Annotated in this window: 16 protein-coding genes; 1 reads left to right on the forward strand and 15 read right to left on the reverse strand. The window is 29.6% G+C overall.

The genetic code is table 11. From position 1 onward, the window contains the following. Positions 1-16 precede the first annotated feature (16 nt). The 3 genes from GPX08_RS01560 to GPX08_RS01570 all read right to left on the reverse strand — a co-directional run bounded on the left by GPX08_RS01560 (position 17) and on the right by GPX08_RS01570 (position 3,067). On the reverse strand, positions 17-1,267 hold the full coding sequence (locus GPX08_RS01560; RefSeq protein WP_156624704.1) for a hypothetical protein: 1,251 nt from the start codon (positions 1,265-1,267) through the stop codon (positions 17-19). A gap of 86 nt (positions 1,268-1,353) precedes the next feature. Next, a complete protein-coding gene (locus GPX08_RS01565; protein WP_156624706.1) occupies positions 1,354-1,521 on the reverse strand; it encodes a hypothetical protein in 168 nt (55 codons plus the stop codon). A 115-nt stretch (positions 1,522-1,636) separates the two neighbouring features. Beyond that, complete coding sequence (locus tag GPX08_RS01570) at positions 1,637-3,067, reverse strand: adenylosuccinate lyase (RefSeq protein ID WP_156624708.1); 1,431 nt, start codon at positions 3,065-3,067, stop codon at positions 1,637-1,639. A 153-nt stretch (positions 3,068-3,220) separates the two neighbouring features. Here GPX08_RS01570 and GPX08_RS01575 point away from each other — a divergent pair, with 153 nt between their 5' ends. After that, entirely contained in the window at positions 3,221-3,433 is a 213-nt protein-coding gene (locus GPX08_RS01575; protein ID WP_156624709.1) for a DUF378 domain-containing protein, read from the forward strand. A 53-nt stretch (positions 3,434-3,486) separates the two neighbouring features. Here GPX08_RS01575 and GPX08_RS01580 read toward each other — a convergent pair whose 3' ends face one another. From GPX08_RS01580 to GPX08_RS01635, 12 genes are all read right to left on the reverse strand, one after another. Further along, positions 3,487-3,747 (reverse strand): HPr family phosphocarrier protein, encoded by a 261-nt coding sequence (locus tag GPX08_RS01580; protein ID WP_156624711.1) that lies wholly within the window; start codon positions 3,745-3,747, stop codon positions 3,487-3,489. A gap of 176 nt (positions 3,748-3,923) precedes the next feature. Then, positions 3,924-4,184, reverse strand: a complete 261-nt coding sequence (locus tag GPX08_RS01585) for a stage V sporulation protein S (protein ID WP_016206312.1) — start codon at positions 4,182-4,184, stop codon at positions 3,924-3,926. 182 nt (positions 4,185-4,366) lie between these two features. Then, on the reverse strand, positions 4,367-5,911 hold the full coding sequence (gene rny / locus GPX08_RS01590; protein WP_156624713.1) for a ribonuclease Y: 1,545 nt from the start codon (positions 5,909-5,911) through the stop codon (positions 4,367-4,369). A gap of 302 nt (positions 5,912-6,213) precedes the next feature. After that, complete coding sequence (gene recA, locus GPX08_RS01595; RefSeq protein ID WP_156624715.1) at positions 6,214-7,260, reverse strand: recombinase RecA; 1,047 nt, start codon at positions 7,258-7,260, stop codon at positions 6,214-6,216. 174 nt (positions 7,261-7,434) lie between these two features. Continuing rightward, complete coding sequence (gene pgsA / locus GPX08_RS01600) at positions 7,435-8,025, reverse strand: CDP-diacylglycerol--glycerol-3-phosphate 3-phosphatidyltransferase (RefSeq protein ID WP_156624717.1); 591 nt, start codon at positions 8,023-8,025, stop codon at positions 7,435-7,437. After that, on the reverse strand, positions 8,009-9,346 hold the full coding sequence (rimO, locus tag GPX08_RS01605; RefSeq protein WP_156624719.1) for a 30S ribosomal protein S12 methylthiotransferase RimO: 1,338 nt from the start codon (positions 9,344-9,346) through the stop codon (positions 8,009-8,011). Before rimO ends, pgsA begins: the two co-directional genes overlap by 17 nt. 86 nt (positions 9,347-9,432) lie before the next feature. Then, positions 9,433-11,799: a cell division protein FtsK gene (locus tag GPX08_RS01610; protein WP_156624721.1), complete on the reverse strand. Its 2,367-nt coding sequence runs from the start codon at positions 11,797-11,799 to the stop codon at positions 9,433-9,435. A 119-nt stretch (positions 11,800-11,918) separates the two neighbouring features. Next, positions 11,919-12,644, reverse strand: a complete 726-nt coding sequence (locus tag GPX08_RS01615; protein WP_156624723.1) for a Clp protease — start codon at positions 12,642-12,644, stop codon at positions 11,919-11,921. 46 nt (positions 12,645-12,690) lie between these two features. After that, the gene (gene dapG, locus GPX08_RS01620; RefSeq protein ID WP_156624725.1) at positions 12,691-13,893 is read right to left on the reverse strand and encodes an aspartate kinase; all 1,203 of its coding nucleotides are present in this window, start codon (positions 13,891-13,893) and stop codon (positions 12,691-12,693) included. A 21-nt stretch (positions 13,894-13,914) separates the two neighbouring features. After that, a complete protein-coding gene (locus GPX08_RS01625; RefSeq protein WP_156624727.1) occupies positions 13,915-14,241 on the reverse strand; it encodes a YlmC/YmxH family sporulation protein in 327 nt (108 codons plus the stop codon). A gap of 72 nt (positions 14,242-14,313) precedes the next feature. Then, on the reverse strand, positions 14,314-15,621 hold the full coding sequence (locus tag GPX08_RS01630) for an insulinase family protein (RefSeq protein ID WP_156624728.1): 1,308 nt from the start codon (positions 15,619-15,621) through the stop codon (positions 14,314-14,316). A gap of 321 nt (positions 15,622-15,942) precedes the next feature. Continuing rightward, positions 15,943-18,051, reverse strand: a complete 2,109-nt coding sequence (locus GPX08_RS01635) for a polyribonucleotide nucleotidyltransferase (protein ID WP_156624730.1) — start codon at positions 18,049-18,051, stop codon at positions 15,943-15,945. Positions 18,052-18,100 lie beyond the last annotated feature (49 nt).

Raw genomic sequence — 18,100 nt, forward strand, 5'->3', positions numbered from 1 at the left:
AAGCACCTTTAATTTATTATTTATATTCTATTCCTCTTCTATAAAATAAATCGTCTGAAATAACCGCAATTCCATTGATCTTTCTTCCTTTTTTAAGTTTTTCTTCTTTAAGTGGATTTCTTGGATAAGAATTACCATTATATTTCAACACTCTAAACTCATCTTTATTATTATCTAATACCCTTACTATTATATTCTTATAACCATACGACTTATCATCTGATATTATTATAGGATTTATAATATTCTCTACCTTTGAAAGAATATTATATTCATTATCCTTATCTTCTAAAACAACTAATGTACAACCATTATTACTACAAAATCTAGGGCCTTCTATATATACTAATACGTTATCTTTATTCTTAGATAAACTTAATTTATTATATAAATACCTTACCTTATCTCTACTTGGATTTAATAGAAATTCTTTTTCTATTGCTCTTTCAATTCTTAAATTAGATATCTCCTCTGATTCTATAAACTCTAAATTTGAGAAATCATAATTATAGCATTTATACTCATTCTCTCTATTTATACTTCCACTAACTTTTTCACCTATTATTGATACCGCTATATTTTTCACTACAAAGTTGGTACCATTAAATTTCACTAAAGTATCTATATTACCTAATACATCTGAGTCACTTTTACCTACTATTTTTTGAGTTAATAAAATATCCATAATATCTGTTGAAGTATCTTTAACTAGTGATATGTTCTCTACAGGAAGAACTCTCCCTTTTACTCTTTTCTTTACTTTACCATTTTCATTATATATTTCATCTAAATATTTTTTTCCCTTGAATTCCAAGTTGATTTTATAAATAACATCCCTTCTACTATCAATTAAATCAACTATATTATTATCTACATAGTTAACTTCAAATGAATTCTCATTACTAAAATAATCAGTGCTAAATACCCTAACTACATTATCTCCATCAAAATCAAATATTTCTCCTGATATATATCCTGTTCCATCTGCGTTTTCTAATATAAATAATATCTCTTTATTTTTTTCTATTTTAAACTTTTCTATTATAAGCTTAGGATTATATCCTGAATTATTACTAAGTGGAATATTATTAATTCTCCCTGTAGCTCCATCAGTAACAACTATCTCCATATTTTTATATAATGTATTCTTTCCATTGCCTTCTTTACTTCCTAATAAATAAATAATTTCATCTTCCCTTGTTCCTTTTACATCTTCAGCCTTAGTGATTATTATTTCCTTCATTTTATTAGAATCACCATTTAACATATAAGCTCCTTATTAATTAATACACTATATTTTATTATAGTTTAGCTTATTTGTTGAAAGTAATATCTATAATCTTTATTCTAATATTAAAAGCTTCCTTGTCCTTCACAAATTGGACATATAAAGTTACCTTCTCCCTTACAGGTTACACAATTCTTATAGGGCTCTTCTAATGCATTACAGTCACACTTTATTTTCCCGGTTCCATTACAACCTAAACATTGGCTTAGAGAATTTATATTGTTATCTTCCATATATCCTCCTATAAATTTATCTTATTAGAATTATTTACATATTAAATAAATTTATTCACTTTTTCTTCATTAAACTTAAAAATCGCTTTAGTAAAAACTAAAGCGACCTTCTAAATTATACATTTATTTCTGATTTTATTTCTAATGCATCCTTATTATCATCTATAATAGGCTTTACATATTCATTTATAAATTCAACTACTTGACTTGGAGCTCTTCCCACAAATTTATTTGGATCTATTATCATTAAGATTTCTTCCTTACTTAACATAAAACTCTTATCATTAATTATTCTACTAATTAAATCATTATCTAATCCTTCACCTTTAACTCTTTGTGCTGCTGCCATTGAGTGAACTCTGATTTTCTCATGTAACTCTTGTCTATCTCCACCTCTTTTCACAGCTTCCATCATTATGTTTTCCGTAGCCATGAAAGGTAATTCATTATTAACATGAGCGCTAATTACTTTTTCATATACAACCATGTTTTCAGCTATATTTATATATAAATTTAGTACTCCATCTAATGCTAAGAAAGCTTCTGCTACCGAAATTCTCTTATTAGCTGAATCATCTAATGTTCTTTCAAACCATTGTGTTGCAGCTGTTATTGCAGGATTTAATGAATTAACTATAATATATCTAGCTAAAGCTCCCATTCTTTCACTTCTCATTGGATTTCTCTTATAAGCCATTGCTGATGAACCTATTTGGTTCTTCTCAAATGGTTCTTCTATCTCTTTCATGTTTTGTAATAATCTTAAATCATTACTAAACTTATATGCACTTTGTGCAACTTCTGATAATCTATTTAAAACAATTGAGTCTATTTTTCTTGGATAAGTTTGACCTGTTACACCATAACTTTTTTCGAATCCCATTTTTTCTGCAACTATCTTATCTAATGATTTTACTTTATCTTCATCATTCTCAAATAAAGTCATAAAGCTAGCTTGTGTTCCGGTAGTTCCTTTAACACCTCTAAGCTTTAATGTAGATAATAAAAAGTCTATATTTTCTAAATCTATTACTAGATCTTGCATCCATAATGTAGCTCTCTTACCAACTGTAGTTAATTGCGCTGGTTGAAAATGAGTAAATCCTAAAGTTGGCATATCTTTATATTTTAATGCAAAATTTGATAGATGATTTAGTACTGTTACTATTTTTTTCTTTACTAATAATAAAGCATCTCTCATTATTATAATGTCTGTATTATCACCTACATAACAACTTGTTGCTCCTAAATGTATTATTCCCTTTGCACTAGGGCATTGTAATCCATATGCATATACATGGCTCATAACATCATGTCTAACTTCTTTTTCTCTTTTAGTAGCTTCATCATAGTTAATATTATATATATTAGCTTTAAGCTCTTCTATTTGCTCATCTGTAATGTTTAGTCCAAGATCTTTTTCTCCTTCTGCTAAAGCAACCCAAAGTTTTCTCCATGTAGAAAACTTCATATCATCTGAAAATATGTAGCTCATTTCTTTTGAAGCATATCTTGAGTTTAGTGGTGAATTATATAAATCTCTCATCCTTAGAAAACCTCCGAATAAATTATTGTATTTTCTCATTATCATTCGTATTATAACATAAAGTTATTATTATTTCAGCTTTTTTATGTTATTTAGTTATATTTTTTTATTTTTTTTAATATAATATACTAAATTATTGATAGGGGGTAAATTATGTACAAAATAAGCTTATTAGATAAGATATCTTTTTTACTAGTTTTGCTAGGAGCATTAAATTGGGGATTTATAGGACTATTTGGATTTAATTTAGTAACTTTGGTAGTTGTAGGTTCTGTAATATTACAAAGATTAATATATATTTTGATTTTTGCTGCAGCTATAGATTTAGTAGTATTAGTATTTAAATGCTATCCATTAAAATTATAACGTTACTACATAATATTATTTAAAGCAAAAAAGTGCCATATGGCACTTTTTTATTAATCTTCTAAATTAGCAATTAAGTTAACTATTTCTTCAACAGCTAAAGCTTCGTCGTCTCCGCTAGCTGAAACTGTGATAGCAGCTCCTTTAGTTACTCCTAAAGAAAGAACTCCAATTAAACTCTTAACGTTTGCTTTTTTTCCGTTAAATTCAATGCTAACATCTGATTTGAAAGATGAAGCCTTCTTAACTAATAAAGTTGCTGGTCTAGCATGTAAACCAGTTCCGTTGTTTACTACAACTTCTTTAGATACCATTACAAACACCTCTTTACTATAAATTTCAAATAGTTACCTATTTAACTATTACATTATATATGTAAATCCATAAAATTTCAAGCTATATAACCCTCTATTTTCCTTGTTATTGAAAAAGAACTACTAAAATGTAGTCCTTTTCTTTTGCTATTAAAATATAACGATACTTTACTTAACTATCTTGGTTGAACAATTAATTTAATTGCTGTCCTTTCTTCACCATCAATTTCTATATCAGTGAATGCTGGTACGCAAACAATATCCTTTCCGCTAGGGGCAACGAAGCCTCTTGCTATAGCAATTGCCTTTACTGCTTGGTTTATAGCACCTGCTCCTACTGCTTGAATTTCTACTATATTTTTTTCTTTAATAATGGCAGCTAGTGCACCTGCTACCGAATTTGGATTTGATTTTGTTGAAACTTTTAATACTTCCACTTGTCTTTACCTCCTAGATAAAAATCGTTTACAGTTATTCAAGAAATAATCTTGTCTTTATATATATTCTATACTATAGATAAAAATCCTTCTTTTAAGAAAACTTTTTCATTTTATTTTTAATATTCTTTTTGTTTAATTAAAAATAAGGTACATTTTGCAAATGCAAAATGTACCTTATATTATTTAGCATAATCTACTGCTCTTGTTTCTCTTATAACATTAATTTTAATCTGACCTGGATATTCTAATTGTTCTTCTATATTCTTAGCTAAACTTCTAGCTAAGTCTACAGATCCAGCGTCATCTAACTGATCTGGTTTAACCATAATTCTAATCTCTCTACCAGCTTGAATCGCATATGACTTTTCTACACCTTCATAAGAATTTGCAATTTCTTCCAATTTCTCTAATCTCTTAATATAAGCTTCTAAAGTTTCTCTTCTTGCGCCTGGTCTAGCTGCTGATATTGCATCTGCAGCTTGAACTAATACAGCTTCAAGTGTTAGCATTTCAACATCACCATGATGTGCTGCTATAGCATTGGCTACAACTGGTGATTCTCCATATTTCTTAGCAAGATCTCCACCTATTACGGCATGACGACCTTCATCTTCTTTTGTTGCTACCTTACCTATATCATGTAATAATCCTGCTCTTTTAGCTAAACTTACGTCTAAGCCTAATTCAGCAGCCATAACACCAGCTAAATATGATACTTCAATTGAATGCTTTAACACATTTTGTCCATAACTAGTTCTATACTTGAGTCTACCAAGAAGCTTAATAATTTCTGGATGAACACCATGGACACCAGTTTCAAGAGTTGCTTGTTCTCCTTCTTCCTTAATGTCATTTTCAACATCCTTAGTAGCCCTTTCTACCATTTCCTCGATTCTAGCTGGATGAATTCTGCCATCCACAATTAACTTTTCTAATGCTATCTTAGCAATTTCTCTTCTTATAGGATCGAAACTTGATAAAATAACAGCTTCTGGAGTATCATCTATAATCAAATCTACTCCTGTTAATGTTTCAAGAGTTCTGATATTTCTACCTTCCCTACCTATGATTCTGCCCTTCATTTCATCATTTGGAAGAGCAACAACATGTACTGTTGATTCTGATACATGATCAGCTGCGCATCTTTGAATTGCAGTTGTAATAATTTCTCTAGCCTTTTTATCTGCTTCTTCTTTGGCTCTAGATTCTATTTCTTTGATCATAATAGCAGTTTCATGAGTTATTTCTCTCTTAACTTCTTCTAAAAGGATTTCTCTAGCTTCATCAGTAGATAGAGATGCAACTCTTTCAAGTTCCTCTCTCCTTTTATTATGAAGTTCTTGTACACTTGCTTCCATTTCATCGATTTCTTGTAATCTTTTACTTAAAGCTTCTTCTTTCTTTTCAAAAAGTTCAGCTTTCTTATCCAAAGATTCTTCCCTTTGGATTATTCTTCTTTCAAGTCTTTGAATTTCATTTCTTCTCTCTCTTGAATCTCTTTCTAAATCATTTCTAAGTCTATGAACTTCTTCTTTCGCCTCTAAAACTGACTCTTTTTTAGTCGCTTCTGCTTCTCTTTTAGCATTATCTAAAAGATTTTCTGCTTCCTTTTCTAAGCCTTCTATTTTTCTTTTAGAAGCACTTTGTATAGCTTTATAAAGTAATACGCCTGCTACGGCTAATATTACGACATCAATTGCTATTGCAATAAGAATCTTATCCATAACAACACCTCCTCCATTCATATAAACAATTGTTTAATGAAAATGTAGAGGTATCATACTTAACCTAACTGATATTTGAAAAATGATAAAACCAGTATTTGTTATTATTTTATATTAAAATTAAAATTATGTCAAGTTACATATATACTACTAAGAGACAACTAACTACAAATATTTCATACTGACATATAAAAATATTGCTTTTTTGAATTAATATTAAAAATCGATAGTATAATTCTATTATACTATCGATTTTATTATTGTCATATTTATATAATTATATTCAATATTACCTAATTATATTACTTCTTCTCTTTTACTTCTTTTGATGTTACTGCTACTTCTTCCATAGCTGGTAAATCATATTTAATTCTAATTTTATTTTCTATCTCAAGAGCTAATTCTGGGTTGTCTTTTAAATATTGCTTAGCATTTTCTCTACCTTGGCCAAGTCTTACATCACCATATGAGAACCAAGCTCCACTCTTTTGAACTATGCCTTCTTTTACACCTACATCAACTATGTTCCCTGTTCTTGATATTCCTTCATTATACATAATATCAAATTCAGCTTGTTTAAATGGAGGTGCTACCTTATTTTTCATAACCTTAACTCTTGTTCTGTTACCTACAATACTTTCACCTTGTTTGATAGAGTCTATTCTTCTTACATCTAATCTTACAGATGCATAGAATTTAAGAGCTCTACCACCAGTTGTAGTTTCTGGGTTACCAAACATAACTCCAACTTTTTCTCTTAACTGATTTATAAATATAGCTACACATCCTGTTTTTTGGATAGTACCTGTTAACTTTCTTAATGCTTGAGACATAAGTCTTGCTTGAAGACCAACGTGAGAGTCTCCCATTTCACCATCTATTTCAGCTCTTGGAACTAATGCTGCAACTGAGTCAACAACTATAACATCAATTGCTCCTGAACGCACTAGTGCTTCAGCTATTTCTAGACCTTGTTCTCCTGTATCTGGTTGTGATACTATTAAGTTTTCTGTATCTACACCTAAATTTCTTGCATAACTTGGATCTAAAGCATGCTCTGCATCTATAAATCCAACAGCTCCGCCCTTCTTTTGTGCTTCTGCAATGATATGCAGTGCAACTGTTGTTTTACCTGAACTTTCAGGTCCATATATTTCTATTATTCTACCTTTAGGGACTCCCCCTATTCCTAAAGCTATGTCTAAGTCAAGACATCCAGTTGAAATAGCTTCTATATTAAGAGAACTATTTTCTCCAAGCTTCATAATTGACCCTTTACCAAATTGTTTTTCTATTTGACTCATTGCATTTTCAATAGCTTTTAGCTTATCCATATCTACGTTTCCCATATAGCACCTTCCTCTCTAAAAGAACATTTGTTCTATACATGAATTATAAAGCATTTATTGACTTTAGTCAACATTAATATAATTCATATTTTTCTTTTCTACTTAAATTAAAAGCTCCAACCTTAAGAGGCGGAACTCTCTTTGTAATTATATCCATTTTTAATAAAATATACACTATTTGTTAGGATTTATTATTTTTATATTTTTCTTAAAATAATCATATCCTGATACTATAGTCATAATAACTGCAATAAATAAAATAATCCTTGGTCCATACTTTATAAGCTGCCTAATAATTTCACTACTATTAACTAGAGAAATTAAATATTTTGATGTTGCTACATTTACTTGTATTAATAAAGCTATTATTGCAGCTATTTGTGTTACAGTTTTTACTTTTCCCCACATACTAGCAGCAATTACTTTACCTTCTGCTGCAGCTATAGTTCTTAGTCCAGATACAGCAAATTCTCTAGCTATTATTATTACTGTTGCCCAAGCTGGTACAACTTGAAGCTCAACTAAAGAAATTAATGCTGCTGTCACTAAAAGCTTATCTGCAAGAGGGTCCATAAACTTACCAAAAGTAGTTACTTGGTTTCTAGACCTAGCTATGTATCCATCTAATTGATCTGTTAATGATGCAATTATAAATATAAAAGTAGCTATAAAGGTTCCATATGGAATGTCTTTTATTGCAATAAATATTAAAAATAATGGAACTAAAAATATTCTTAACATTGTTAGCTTATTTGCTAAATTCATCACATACCTCTCCCACTAAATCATACTCAAGAGCTTCCTTAATTTTTACCTTTACAATATCACCTATATTAATATTATCATTATATTCTACTAATATTGTTCCATCTATTTCAGGAGCCATTTCGAAACTTCTTCCAATGAAATATTTTCCTTTACGTCTTTCTATAATAGTATCATAAACTTTGTTTATTTTCAATTTGTTTAACGTAGAAGAAATATTTTTTTGTATTAACATTAATTGATTTTGTCTAACTTCCTTAACCTCTTCCTCTATTTGATTTTCCATAATGCTAGCTGGAGTCCCCTCTTCTTTTGAATATTTAAATACTCCAACATTATCTAATTTATATTCTTTTAAAAATTCACATAACTCATTAAAATCTTCTTCAGTCTCACCTGGGAAACCTACTATTAAAGATGTTCTTAGTGTAATTGCAGGAACTTTCTCTCTAAGTCTTTTTATAATTCCTGTTATAGTTTCTTTATTAGTTCTTCTTGCCATCTTCTTTAAAATATTATTGCTTATATGTTGAATTGGCATATCTAAATATTTAACAACTTTTTTATTATTAGCTATCTCTTCTATTAACTCTTCAGTGATTTCTTCTGGGTAGCAGTATAAAAGCCTAATCCATTCTAGCTTTTCAATCTTAGAAATTTCTCTAACTAAGTTATGCAGCTCTTTTTTATTATAAATATCCATTCCATAGAATGTTAAATCTTGAGCAATTAAAATTACTTCCTTAACACCATTATTAACTAGGGTATTTACCTCCTCTAGAATAGCTTCCTTAGTTCTACTTCTAAATTTCCCTCTAATTTTTGGAATAATACAATATGTGCAAAAGTTATCGCAGCCTTCTGCAATTCTAACATAGGCTGTATGTTTATCTGTAGTTAATAGCCTTATTCCATCATTGATATTTTCATCACTATAATTTGCGGCAAATAGCTTTCTTTCACCATTAATGAAGTCTAAAATCATCTTATGAATCTTCATATAATCATTAACACCCATTAATATATCTATTTCTGGCATTAACTCTAAAAGTTCTTCTCCATATCTTTGGGTTAAGCAACCTGTGGCGATTAGCATTTTACACTTGTATTTGTTCTTGTATTCTGCCATTTCAAGTATAGTATCTATAGATTCTTGCTTAGCACTCTCTATAAATCCACATGTATTTACTATAATAATTTCTGCTTCTTTTGGATTGTTAGTTATTTCATAAAACTTATTTATACTTCCTAATATAAGTTCTGAATCTACTCTATTTTTATCACAACCTAAGCTTACCATTCCGACTTTATATTTTTCCAAAGCTACTTCCTCCTATGTTGTAAAAAGTGATTGTATTTTAATCTAAATCTTATTTTAAATTACTTATTTCATATTTACAAGTTTTTTTAGTCCTCTAGATTTAATTCTTCCTTAGTAATTAATACCTCCCTAGGTCTACTTCCATCCTTTTCAGATATTATACCTCTTTCTTCAAGGTCATCCATTATTCTTGAAGCCCTATTAAATCCTATTCTTAGTTTTCTTTGTAGGAATGATGTTGAAGCTTGATTATATTCTACTACTATTTTAATAGCTTCATTTAAAAGCTCATCTACCTCACTAGAATCTGAAGAACTATTTGTATTTCTACTTTCATTTTCAATATGCTCTATAATAGACTCTTCATAATCTATACTTTCACCTTCATCTTTAATAAAGTTTACTACTCTTTCTACTTCTTCTTCAGATATAAAAGCTCCCTGCACTCTTATAGGCTTATTTTCACCCATAGGACAATATAACATATCTCCTCTTCCAAGTAACTTTTCAGCTCCTGTTTGATCTAGTATAGTTCTAGAATCTATTCCTGATGAAACAGCAAATGATATTCTTGATGGAATATTTGCTTTAATTACTCCTGTAATTACATCTACAGATGGTCTTTGTGTTGCAATTATTAGATGAATACCAGCTGCTCTTGCCTTTTGTGCTAGTCTGCATATATAATCTTCTACATCATTTGGACATGTCATCATTAAGTCTGCAAGCTCATCTACTATAATAACCATATAAGGTAATTTCTCTTCTATCATTCCCTTATCAAATAAAGCATTATAACCTTCAATATTTCTTACAGATGACTCTGAGAATAAGTTATATCTCTTATTCATTTCATTTACTGCCCAGTTTAATGCAGCAGCTGCCTTCTTAGGATCTGTAACAACTGGAATTAAAAGATGAGGAATTCCATTATAAATACTAAGCTCAACAACTTTAGGGTCAACCATCAAAAGTCTAACTTCCTTTGGACTGTATTTATAAAGTAAACTAACAATTAAAGTATTTATACATACTGATTTACCTGAACCAGTAGCCCCTGCAATTAGAGTATGTGGCATAGTTGCTAAATCTCCAATTACAGATTTTCCTGCTATATCTTTCCCTAACGCAAAAGCTAATTTATTATTTGATGTTTGGAAATCTTTATTATCTAATACTTCTCTTAAAAATACTGGAGTTTGTTCACTATTTGGAACTTCAATACCTATGGCAGCCTTTCCTGGTATAGGTGCTTCCATTCTAACTCCACTAGCTGCAAGTCCTAGAGCTATATCATCTTGAAGATTTACAATCTTTGAAACCTTAACCCCTGGACTTGGCTGTATTTCATATCTAGTAACAGAAGGTCCTTTTGTTACTTGCTTAACATTTGCATCTACTCCAAAATCATTTAATATTCCTACAAGTTTACTAGCATTTTCTAGTAAGTCTCTTTTATCTTCTTTCTTAAATTTTGTCTTATTATTTACATTCAATAAATCAATAGGAGGATTAACATAAGGCTTCTCTTCCTTTTTTTCATCTGTTAAACTTTCTTCTATTTCTTTACTTACTACTTCTTTTACTGTATTATCTAGTTTTTCTTTCTTTACTTTAACTTCTTCTCTTTCTTTTTTGTCCTCATTGAAAACTTCTATATTAAATGCATTTGGTTCATTAACCTTATTATCATTATTTTCTTTAAAGATTTCCATAGAACTATCTTCAAGAGTTGAATTCTTCATAAAATCTAGTATTTTAATCTTATTATTTATACCATTTATAAAGTCTTCTCTTTCCTTATCCTCTACCTTAGGAACAACATCTACTAAGGATTCCTTAGCTTTAATTTCTTTTTCTTCTTTCTTTTTCTCCTTTTTCTCTACCTTATTAAACTTTTCTTTAAAAGTACTAACTATATCATAGAGAGTAATATTAGCAGAAAGTATAAGTCCTATAATAATTAAAGTCACATATAAAATATATGAACCTACAAAACCAATTAATCTACTTAGAGGATAACTTATCAAGTGACCAAGAAGTCCTCCATGCAAACCATTTTGATCAACTATAGCTTTCCAATCTTCAGAAAATCCAATATTCTCACCTAGTATATTTATACTAGCTGTTGCACAAAATAATGTTATTGAAATTATAATTATAGAAAATCCAAAGAGCCTTCTTGTAAATTTAATACTTCCTTTTGAAACTATAATATGATACCCAAAATAAATTAAATATAAAGGAAGCACAAAGGCACTTATACCTATTAAATTATATATTACATCTCTTGATATGGTAGATAAAACTCCAGCCCAAGTAGTATATATTGCAATAGATAATAACACACCTAAAGCTATATAAATTACACCTTTAATATCTCCATTTTCTTTATTACCTTTCTTAGCTGTGTCTTTCTTCTTGCTAGTTTTTTTTGTATTTTTCCTAGACACACAATCACCTCGCCATTTTCCACTTCTTGTAATTATACTATTTACATAATATTATTATAAACTCAAATAAAAAAAAAGCAATTTAAATAAGTCATGATTTATCTAAATTGCCCTTTAAATTACTTTTCAGTAATTAATTTTTTAAGTTTATCTAAAGCATCTTTAATTCCACCAACTTCATCTATCAGTCCACAATCTACAGCTTGCTCTCCAATTAAAATAGTTCCCATATCATTAAGTAATTCATCAGATCTTAGCATCATTTCTTTTAAATCTTCCTTTTTAATTTTAGAGGTCCTAACTATAAAATTATCTATTCTTTCTTGCATCTTTTGAAAATAATTAAATGTTTGAGCTACACCAATAACAAATCCATTCATTCTTATTGGGTGAACTATCATAGTTGCTGAAGGTGTAATGAAAGAATAGCTTGAAGAGGTAGCTAATGGAACACCGATAGAGTGCCCTCCTCCTATTACTATGGAAACTGTTGGCTTAGATAATGAATTTATCATTTCTGATATAGCAAGACCTGCTTCAACATCTCCTCCGACTGTATTTAATATAATAAGTATTCCCTTCACCTTTTCATTTCGTTCCATAGCAATTATTTGAGGAATAACATGCTCATATTTTGTAGACTTTGTTTGAGCAGGTAATACTTGATGACCTTCTATTTGACCTATAATAGGTAATATTTGAATACTTTCATCTTTATTTATAGCATTCTCATTGCCAAAATCTAATATTTCTTCTCTTTTTTCCTTCGCCTCTTTAATTCTATTCTCTTCTTCTTGTTCTTCAGTATTATTTTCTATATTGGATGAGTATAAGTTTTTTTGCATAATAAAATCCTCCTGTATAAATTTAGTTTATACAAGAGGATTTTATTTATTCACCTAATTGAAAAGAGGTGTGTAATAAATTTAGTGCTTTTTCAACATTCTCACTCTTAATCAAGCACCATATTGTCATATTTGAATCAGCAGTTTGAAGTATTTCAATGGAACTTTCATCTAAAACCTTAATTATTTTAGACATAATACCAGGTACGCCTCTCATATTGGCCCCAACTATTGCAATATTACTACAATCATCTGTAATCTTATAGCTTAAATTACAATCTTCTAGAATTCTTACTGCCTTTTTCTTTTTATTAGAATCTATAGTAAATATTTGTTCACTAGGGAAAATATTAATTAAATCTAAACTAATATTATTTTCAGCTAGTATTTCAAGTAAATATCTATAATTTTTATTATTTTTATTCTCTATAAGACTTAAAGTAATTTGTGTTCTATTATTTAAATGAGTAATTCCTGATATAATTTTATTAAAGTTCTTATCTCCTATACTATTAATTAATGTTCCTTTTGAATTGCTCATAGTATTCTTAATAATTAATGGTATATTAGCTTTTCTAGCACACTCAACTGCCTTTGGATGAATTACCTTAGCACCTCTTTCAGCGAGTTGAAAAATTTCATTATAAGTTATTGCAGAAATTAACGCTGCGCTTCTAACTATTCTTGGATCTGCAGTCATTATTCCATCTACATCTGTATATATTTCTATTTCTTCAGCATCTAAGGCTTCACCTAATATACATGCAGAAGTATCGCTACCCCCTCTTCCAAGAGTAGTAAAATATCCAGATTCACTTACACCTTGAAATCCTGATACTACAGGAGTAATCCCTTTTTCTATTAACTTTAGTATTTTATCCGAACTTGTACAAATTAATTCTGCTTCAGAGAAATTATCATCTGTAACTATACCTGCTTGCCCACCTGTTAGTGGCATTGATTTAATTCCTTCATTTTCTAATATATTACTTAATACTACTGAACTAATTATTTCGCCACAGCACATAAGCATATCTACAGCTTGTAGGTTATTTTTCTTAAAATTATCATCTATTAAAGATAATAAAGTATCCGTAGCATAAGGTTCTCCTAGTCTTCCCATAGCTGAAACTACTAAAACTGGAGAAAAGCCTTTTTCTATTGCAGCCTTTACCTTTGCTACTACTTGAGTTCTTCTTTCACTTGTGGATACTGAAGTTCCACCGAACTTTTGTATAATAACCTTCAAGCAGCTAGCTACCTCCTTTAGTTACGCTCTTGCTCTTTTAATTTTGTCCTTATCAGCTGATACTACTATTACATTTGTACCTACTTTGGTAATGTAATTCCATGGAATCTCAACGTATTCTCTTCCTCCAAATAGTCCAAGCTTACTTCCAGCAACAGCAGCAACTATAAATTGTAAATTCCCATTTTCATCGATAATAAAATCTAAAGCTTGTTGTGTATCATATTTTTCTGCCTCTTCAGTATTGAATATTTCATATCTTTCTAAATCACTTAGGAGTCTATATCTTGATTCCTTCTTAGACTCTTCATCATAATAACCTTCTTTTTTCTTATCTCCTCTTAGCATAAGATTCACCTCCACATTATCTTATGTAAATCTTATGCTTCATAAAGAGATTTTATTACTATATTTTTAAGGTTATACTCTTGAAATACTTTCATTACTTGAATTGTCATAAGCTTTAATATTAGGTTCTATAATATCATTCAAATCTTTATAATCAATATCTTGACCTACATAAGCTGTACTGATTATGCCAGGTTTAAAGCAAGTATCTAATACATAATTTATGTCATCACTATTTATATTGTTAATTTTATTTATAACTTCTTCTTGAGTTTTTATTTTATTTTGAAGTAACATGTTTTTTGCATTTGAGAACATTCTTGAAGAAGTGCTTTCTAAACCTAATATATAGTTAGCTTTAATCTTTTCTTTATTTATTGCTAATAACTCTTCTGATATACCTTTGTTTGCAAACTCTTTTAATTCTTTATTAATTACTTCTAATGCCTTTTTAGCTGACTGCTTACTAACTCCGGTATAAATATTATTTAAGCCAACACCAAGGTATGGATGACTGTATGAATATACAGTATAACAAAGGCCAAGTTCTTCCCTCACCTTTTGGAATAAAATTGATGAAGCTCCTCCACCAAAGATATTATTCAAAATTATTAATGAGTAAGCCTTATCATGTGCATATGGAAGGCCTTTTAGAGCTAAGTTAATATGAAGTTGCTCTATTTGCTTATTAGTATATATACTTTCATTTAGTAGTATAGGCGTATTATAAGTTGGAATATAATCTTTTACTCCATCCCAAGGTCCAAAGGCCTCTTCTAATTTCTTTATTAATTCTTTTTCATCAAACTTCCCACAAACAGAAATTACTGAATTGTATGGAGTGTACTTAGAATTTACAAAGTCTTTTATTTTTTTACTATTAAAGGATTTAATATTTTCTATACTTCCTAAAATAGGATAAGCTAAAGGGTTATCTCCAAACACAGCTCTAGCTTGATTATTATCTAATACATCTTCTGGATTGTCTTCACTCATATTTATTTCTTCAATAACTACACCTTGCTCTTTTTTAATTTCTTCATCATCAAACTTAGAATTTATTATCATATCTGATAGTATATCTATTGATAAATCTATATGAGTATTTAATGATTTTATATAATAGCAAGTGGCTTCTTTGCTTGTATATGCATTTATTTGCCCACCTACATTTTCTATTTCCTGTACTATTTCCTTTGAAGTTCTTTTCTCTGTGCCTTTAAAAAACATATGCTCGATAAAATGAGAAATACCGTTTATACTTAAATCTTCATTTCTTGATCCATTTTGAACCATTACTCCAATGCTTATCGAATTCACATGTTCAATATATTCTGTTACTACTCTTAGTCCATTTTTTAATTTGTATGTGTTAAACATTTTTCCTCCTTAAATTATTATTTTGTATATAAGTTGTAATAAATATCCTACATTTAATTGAATTATATTCTTTAATAGTATTTTAGTATTACTAATATGTCATAAGATTATATAGAAAATTAAATAATATATGCTCTTTCAATTTTGATGATTTACTTAAATAAGACTATTAACTTTTAATTTATAACACAATAATACAGTAGAGAATTAATTAAACCGTATAGTTATATTATTCTATGATAACTTTATCTTATGTAGTTATATTTAAAATTTTATCATATAAAGAAAAAAAGGCAATAAATTGCCCTTTGCTTACATTTTTTATTCAGTCTTTTCTTCTTCAGAAGTATCTGCTAAAGCATCTTTTCTAGATAGGTTAACTCTTCCTTGACTATCTATTTCAGTTACCTTAACTAATATTTCATCTCCAACTGATACTACATCTTCAACTTTATTCACTCTTGCTTTATCAAGCTTAGAAATATGACATAGTCCTTCTTTATTAGGTAATATTTCTACAAAAGCACCGAAAGTAGTTATTTTCGTTACTTTTCCTAAGTAAACTTCTCCAGCTTTAACTTCTTTAGTTAAGCCTTCTATAATTGAAATTGCTTTCTTAACGCCATCATGATCAGGTGATGATACAAATACTGTACCGTCTTCCTTAATATCAATCTTAACTCCAGTTTCTTCGATAATCTTATTGATTACCTTACCACCAGTTCCTATTACATCTCTTATTTTTTCTGGATCAATAGAGATAATAGAAGTTTTTGGAGCAAACTCAGATACTTCTTTTCTTGCATCTGGAATACATTCGCTAATCTTATCTAATATATGAAGTCTAGCTTTTCTAGCTCCTCTTATAGCATCTTCGATTACTTTGAAGCTAAGTCCTTTAATCTTAGTATCTACTTGAATAGAAGTGATACCTTCAACTGTACCTGCTACCTTAAAGTCCATATCAGCAAAGAAATCCTCAATACCTTGGATATCTGTTAAAACTTCTTCTCTACTTAAATCTTCAGAAGTTATAAGACCCATTGCTATACCAGCTGCTGGTCTCTTTAGAGGAACACCTGCATCTAATAATGCTAATGTACTTCCACAAACTGAAGCTTGAGAAGTAGATCCATTGGAACTTAATACTTCAGATACTAATCTTATAGTGTATGGGAATTCGTCTTCAGAAGGTATTAATGGTTCTAGAGCTCTTTCAGCTAAAGCACCATGCCCTATTTCTCTTCTACCTGGTCCTCTTAATGGTCTTACTTCACCAACTGAGTAAGCAGGGAAGTTATAGTGATGCATATATCTCTTAGATTCTTCCTCACCTATACCATCTATGATTTGAATATCTCCAACTGCACCTAAAGTAGCTACAGTCATAACTTGAGTTAATCCTCTAGTGAATAAACCAGTTCCGTGAGTTCTTGGTAAAATACCTACTTCACATGATATAGGTCTTACTTGATCAAAAGCTCTTTCATCTGGTCTTCTATGATGATTTAAAAGCATGTCTCTTACGACTTCTTTTTGTAGGTTGTATAATATTTCTTTAATATCAGCTACATTTTCAGGATATTTTTCTTCAAATTCTGCATAAACCTTTTCATTAACTATGTCCATTGCAGCATTTCTTTCATCTTTATCAGCAATCCACATAGCTTCTTTAATCATTTCACCAGCAAATACTTTTATTTCATCTTCAAGTTCTTTACTTGGTTTATATAATTCTGGTACTATCTTTTCCTTACCGAATTTTTCCACAGCTTCTTCTTGGAATTTTATTATATCTTGACAGCTATCAAATCCAAATTTTATTGCATCAATCATTACATTTTCTGCTATTTCAGATCCACCAGCTTCAATCATCATTACTCTTTCGCTAGTTGCGCAAACTGTCAATTGAAGAATACTTTCTTCTCTTTCTTTAGATGTTGGATTTAAAACGAACTTTCCATCGATTAGACCTACTTGCACTGCTGCAACAGGTGTTGTAAAAGGAATGCTTGATAAACATAGTGATAATGAGGCTGCATTAATTGCTAAGATTTCTGGTAAATTATCTTTTTCTACTGATACTACTGTACAAACAACTTGCACATCATTTCTATATCCCTTTGGAAATAATGGCCTTAGTGGTCTATCAATTGCTCTTCCAAATAAAATAGCATTTTCTGAAGGTCTACCTTCTCTTTTAATAAATCCACCTGGAATTTTTCCTACTGAATAAAGTCTTTCTTCATACTCAACACTTAAAGGAAAGAAATCAATCCCCTCTCTTGGTTTTTCTGATGCATTTACGTTAGTTAAAATTACTGTGTCTCCATAGCTAATGAATGAAGCTAAATTAGATAACATTCCTATCTTACCAAATTCAAGCTTTAATTCTCTTCCTGCTATAGTAGTTTTCATTACGTTGTTCATTTTGTTACCTCCCTTCAAGGCTTCTTTCTTATCATTCAAATTTGTTAAA

It is taken from the genome of Clostridium tertium, assembly GCF_902652255.1.
Classification (GTDB): domain Bacteria; phylum Bacillota; class Clostridia; order Clostridiales; family Clostridiaceae; genus Clostridium; species Clostridium tertium_A.

Coding starts and splice junctions, on each gene's coding strand:
- recA (WP_156624715.1), bottom strand. CDS start 7,260: ATGGGAAACGTAGATATGGATAAGCTAAAAGCTATTGAAAATGCAATG.
- rny (WP_156624713.1), bottom strand. CDS start 5,911: ATGGATAAGATTCTTATTGCAATAGCAATTGATGTCGTAATATTAGCC.
- GPX08_RS01615 (WP_156624723.1), bottom strand. CDS start 12,644: ATGCAAAAAAACTTATACTCATCCAATATAGAAAATAATACTGAAGAA.
- GPX08_RS01625 (WP_156624727.1), bottom strand. CDS start 14,241: ATGCTAAGAGGAGATAAGAAAAAAGAAGGTTATTATGATGAAGAGTCT.
- GPX08_RS01565 (WP_156624706.1), bottom strand. CDS start 1,521: ATGGAAGATAACAATATAAATTCTCTAAGCCAATGTTTAGGTTGTAAT.
- pgsA (WP_156624717.1), bottom strand. CDS start 8,025: ATGAATTTAGCAAATAAGCTAACAATGTTAAGAATATTTTTAGTTCCA.
- GPX08_RS01575 (WP_156624709.1), top strand. CDS start 3,221: ATGTACAAAATAAGCTTATTAGATAAGATATCTTTTTTACTAGTTTTG.
- GPX08_RS01635 (WP_156624730.1), bottom strand. CDS start 18,051: ATGAACAACGTAATGAAAACTACTATAGCAGGAAGAGAATTAAAGCTT.
- GPX08_RS01560 (WP_156624704.1), bottom strand. CDS start 1,267: ATGTTAAATGGTGATTCTAATAAAATGAAGGAAATAATAATCACTAAG.
- GPX08_RS01570 (WP_156624708.1), bottom strand. CDS start 3,067: ATGAGAGATTTATATAATTCACCACTAAACTCAAGATATGCTTCAAAA.
- GPX08_RS01580 (WP_156624711.1), bottom strand. CDS start 3,747: ATGGTATCTAAAGAAGTTGTAGTAAACAACGGAACTGGTTTACATGCT.
- GPX08_RS01630 (WP_156624728.1), bottom strand. CDS start 15,621: ATGTTTAACACATACAAATTAAAAAATGGACTAAGAGTAGTAACAGAA.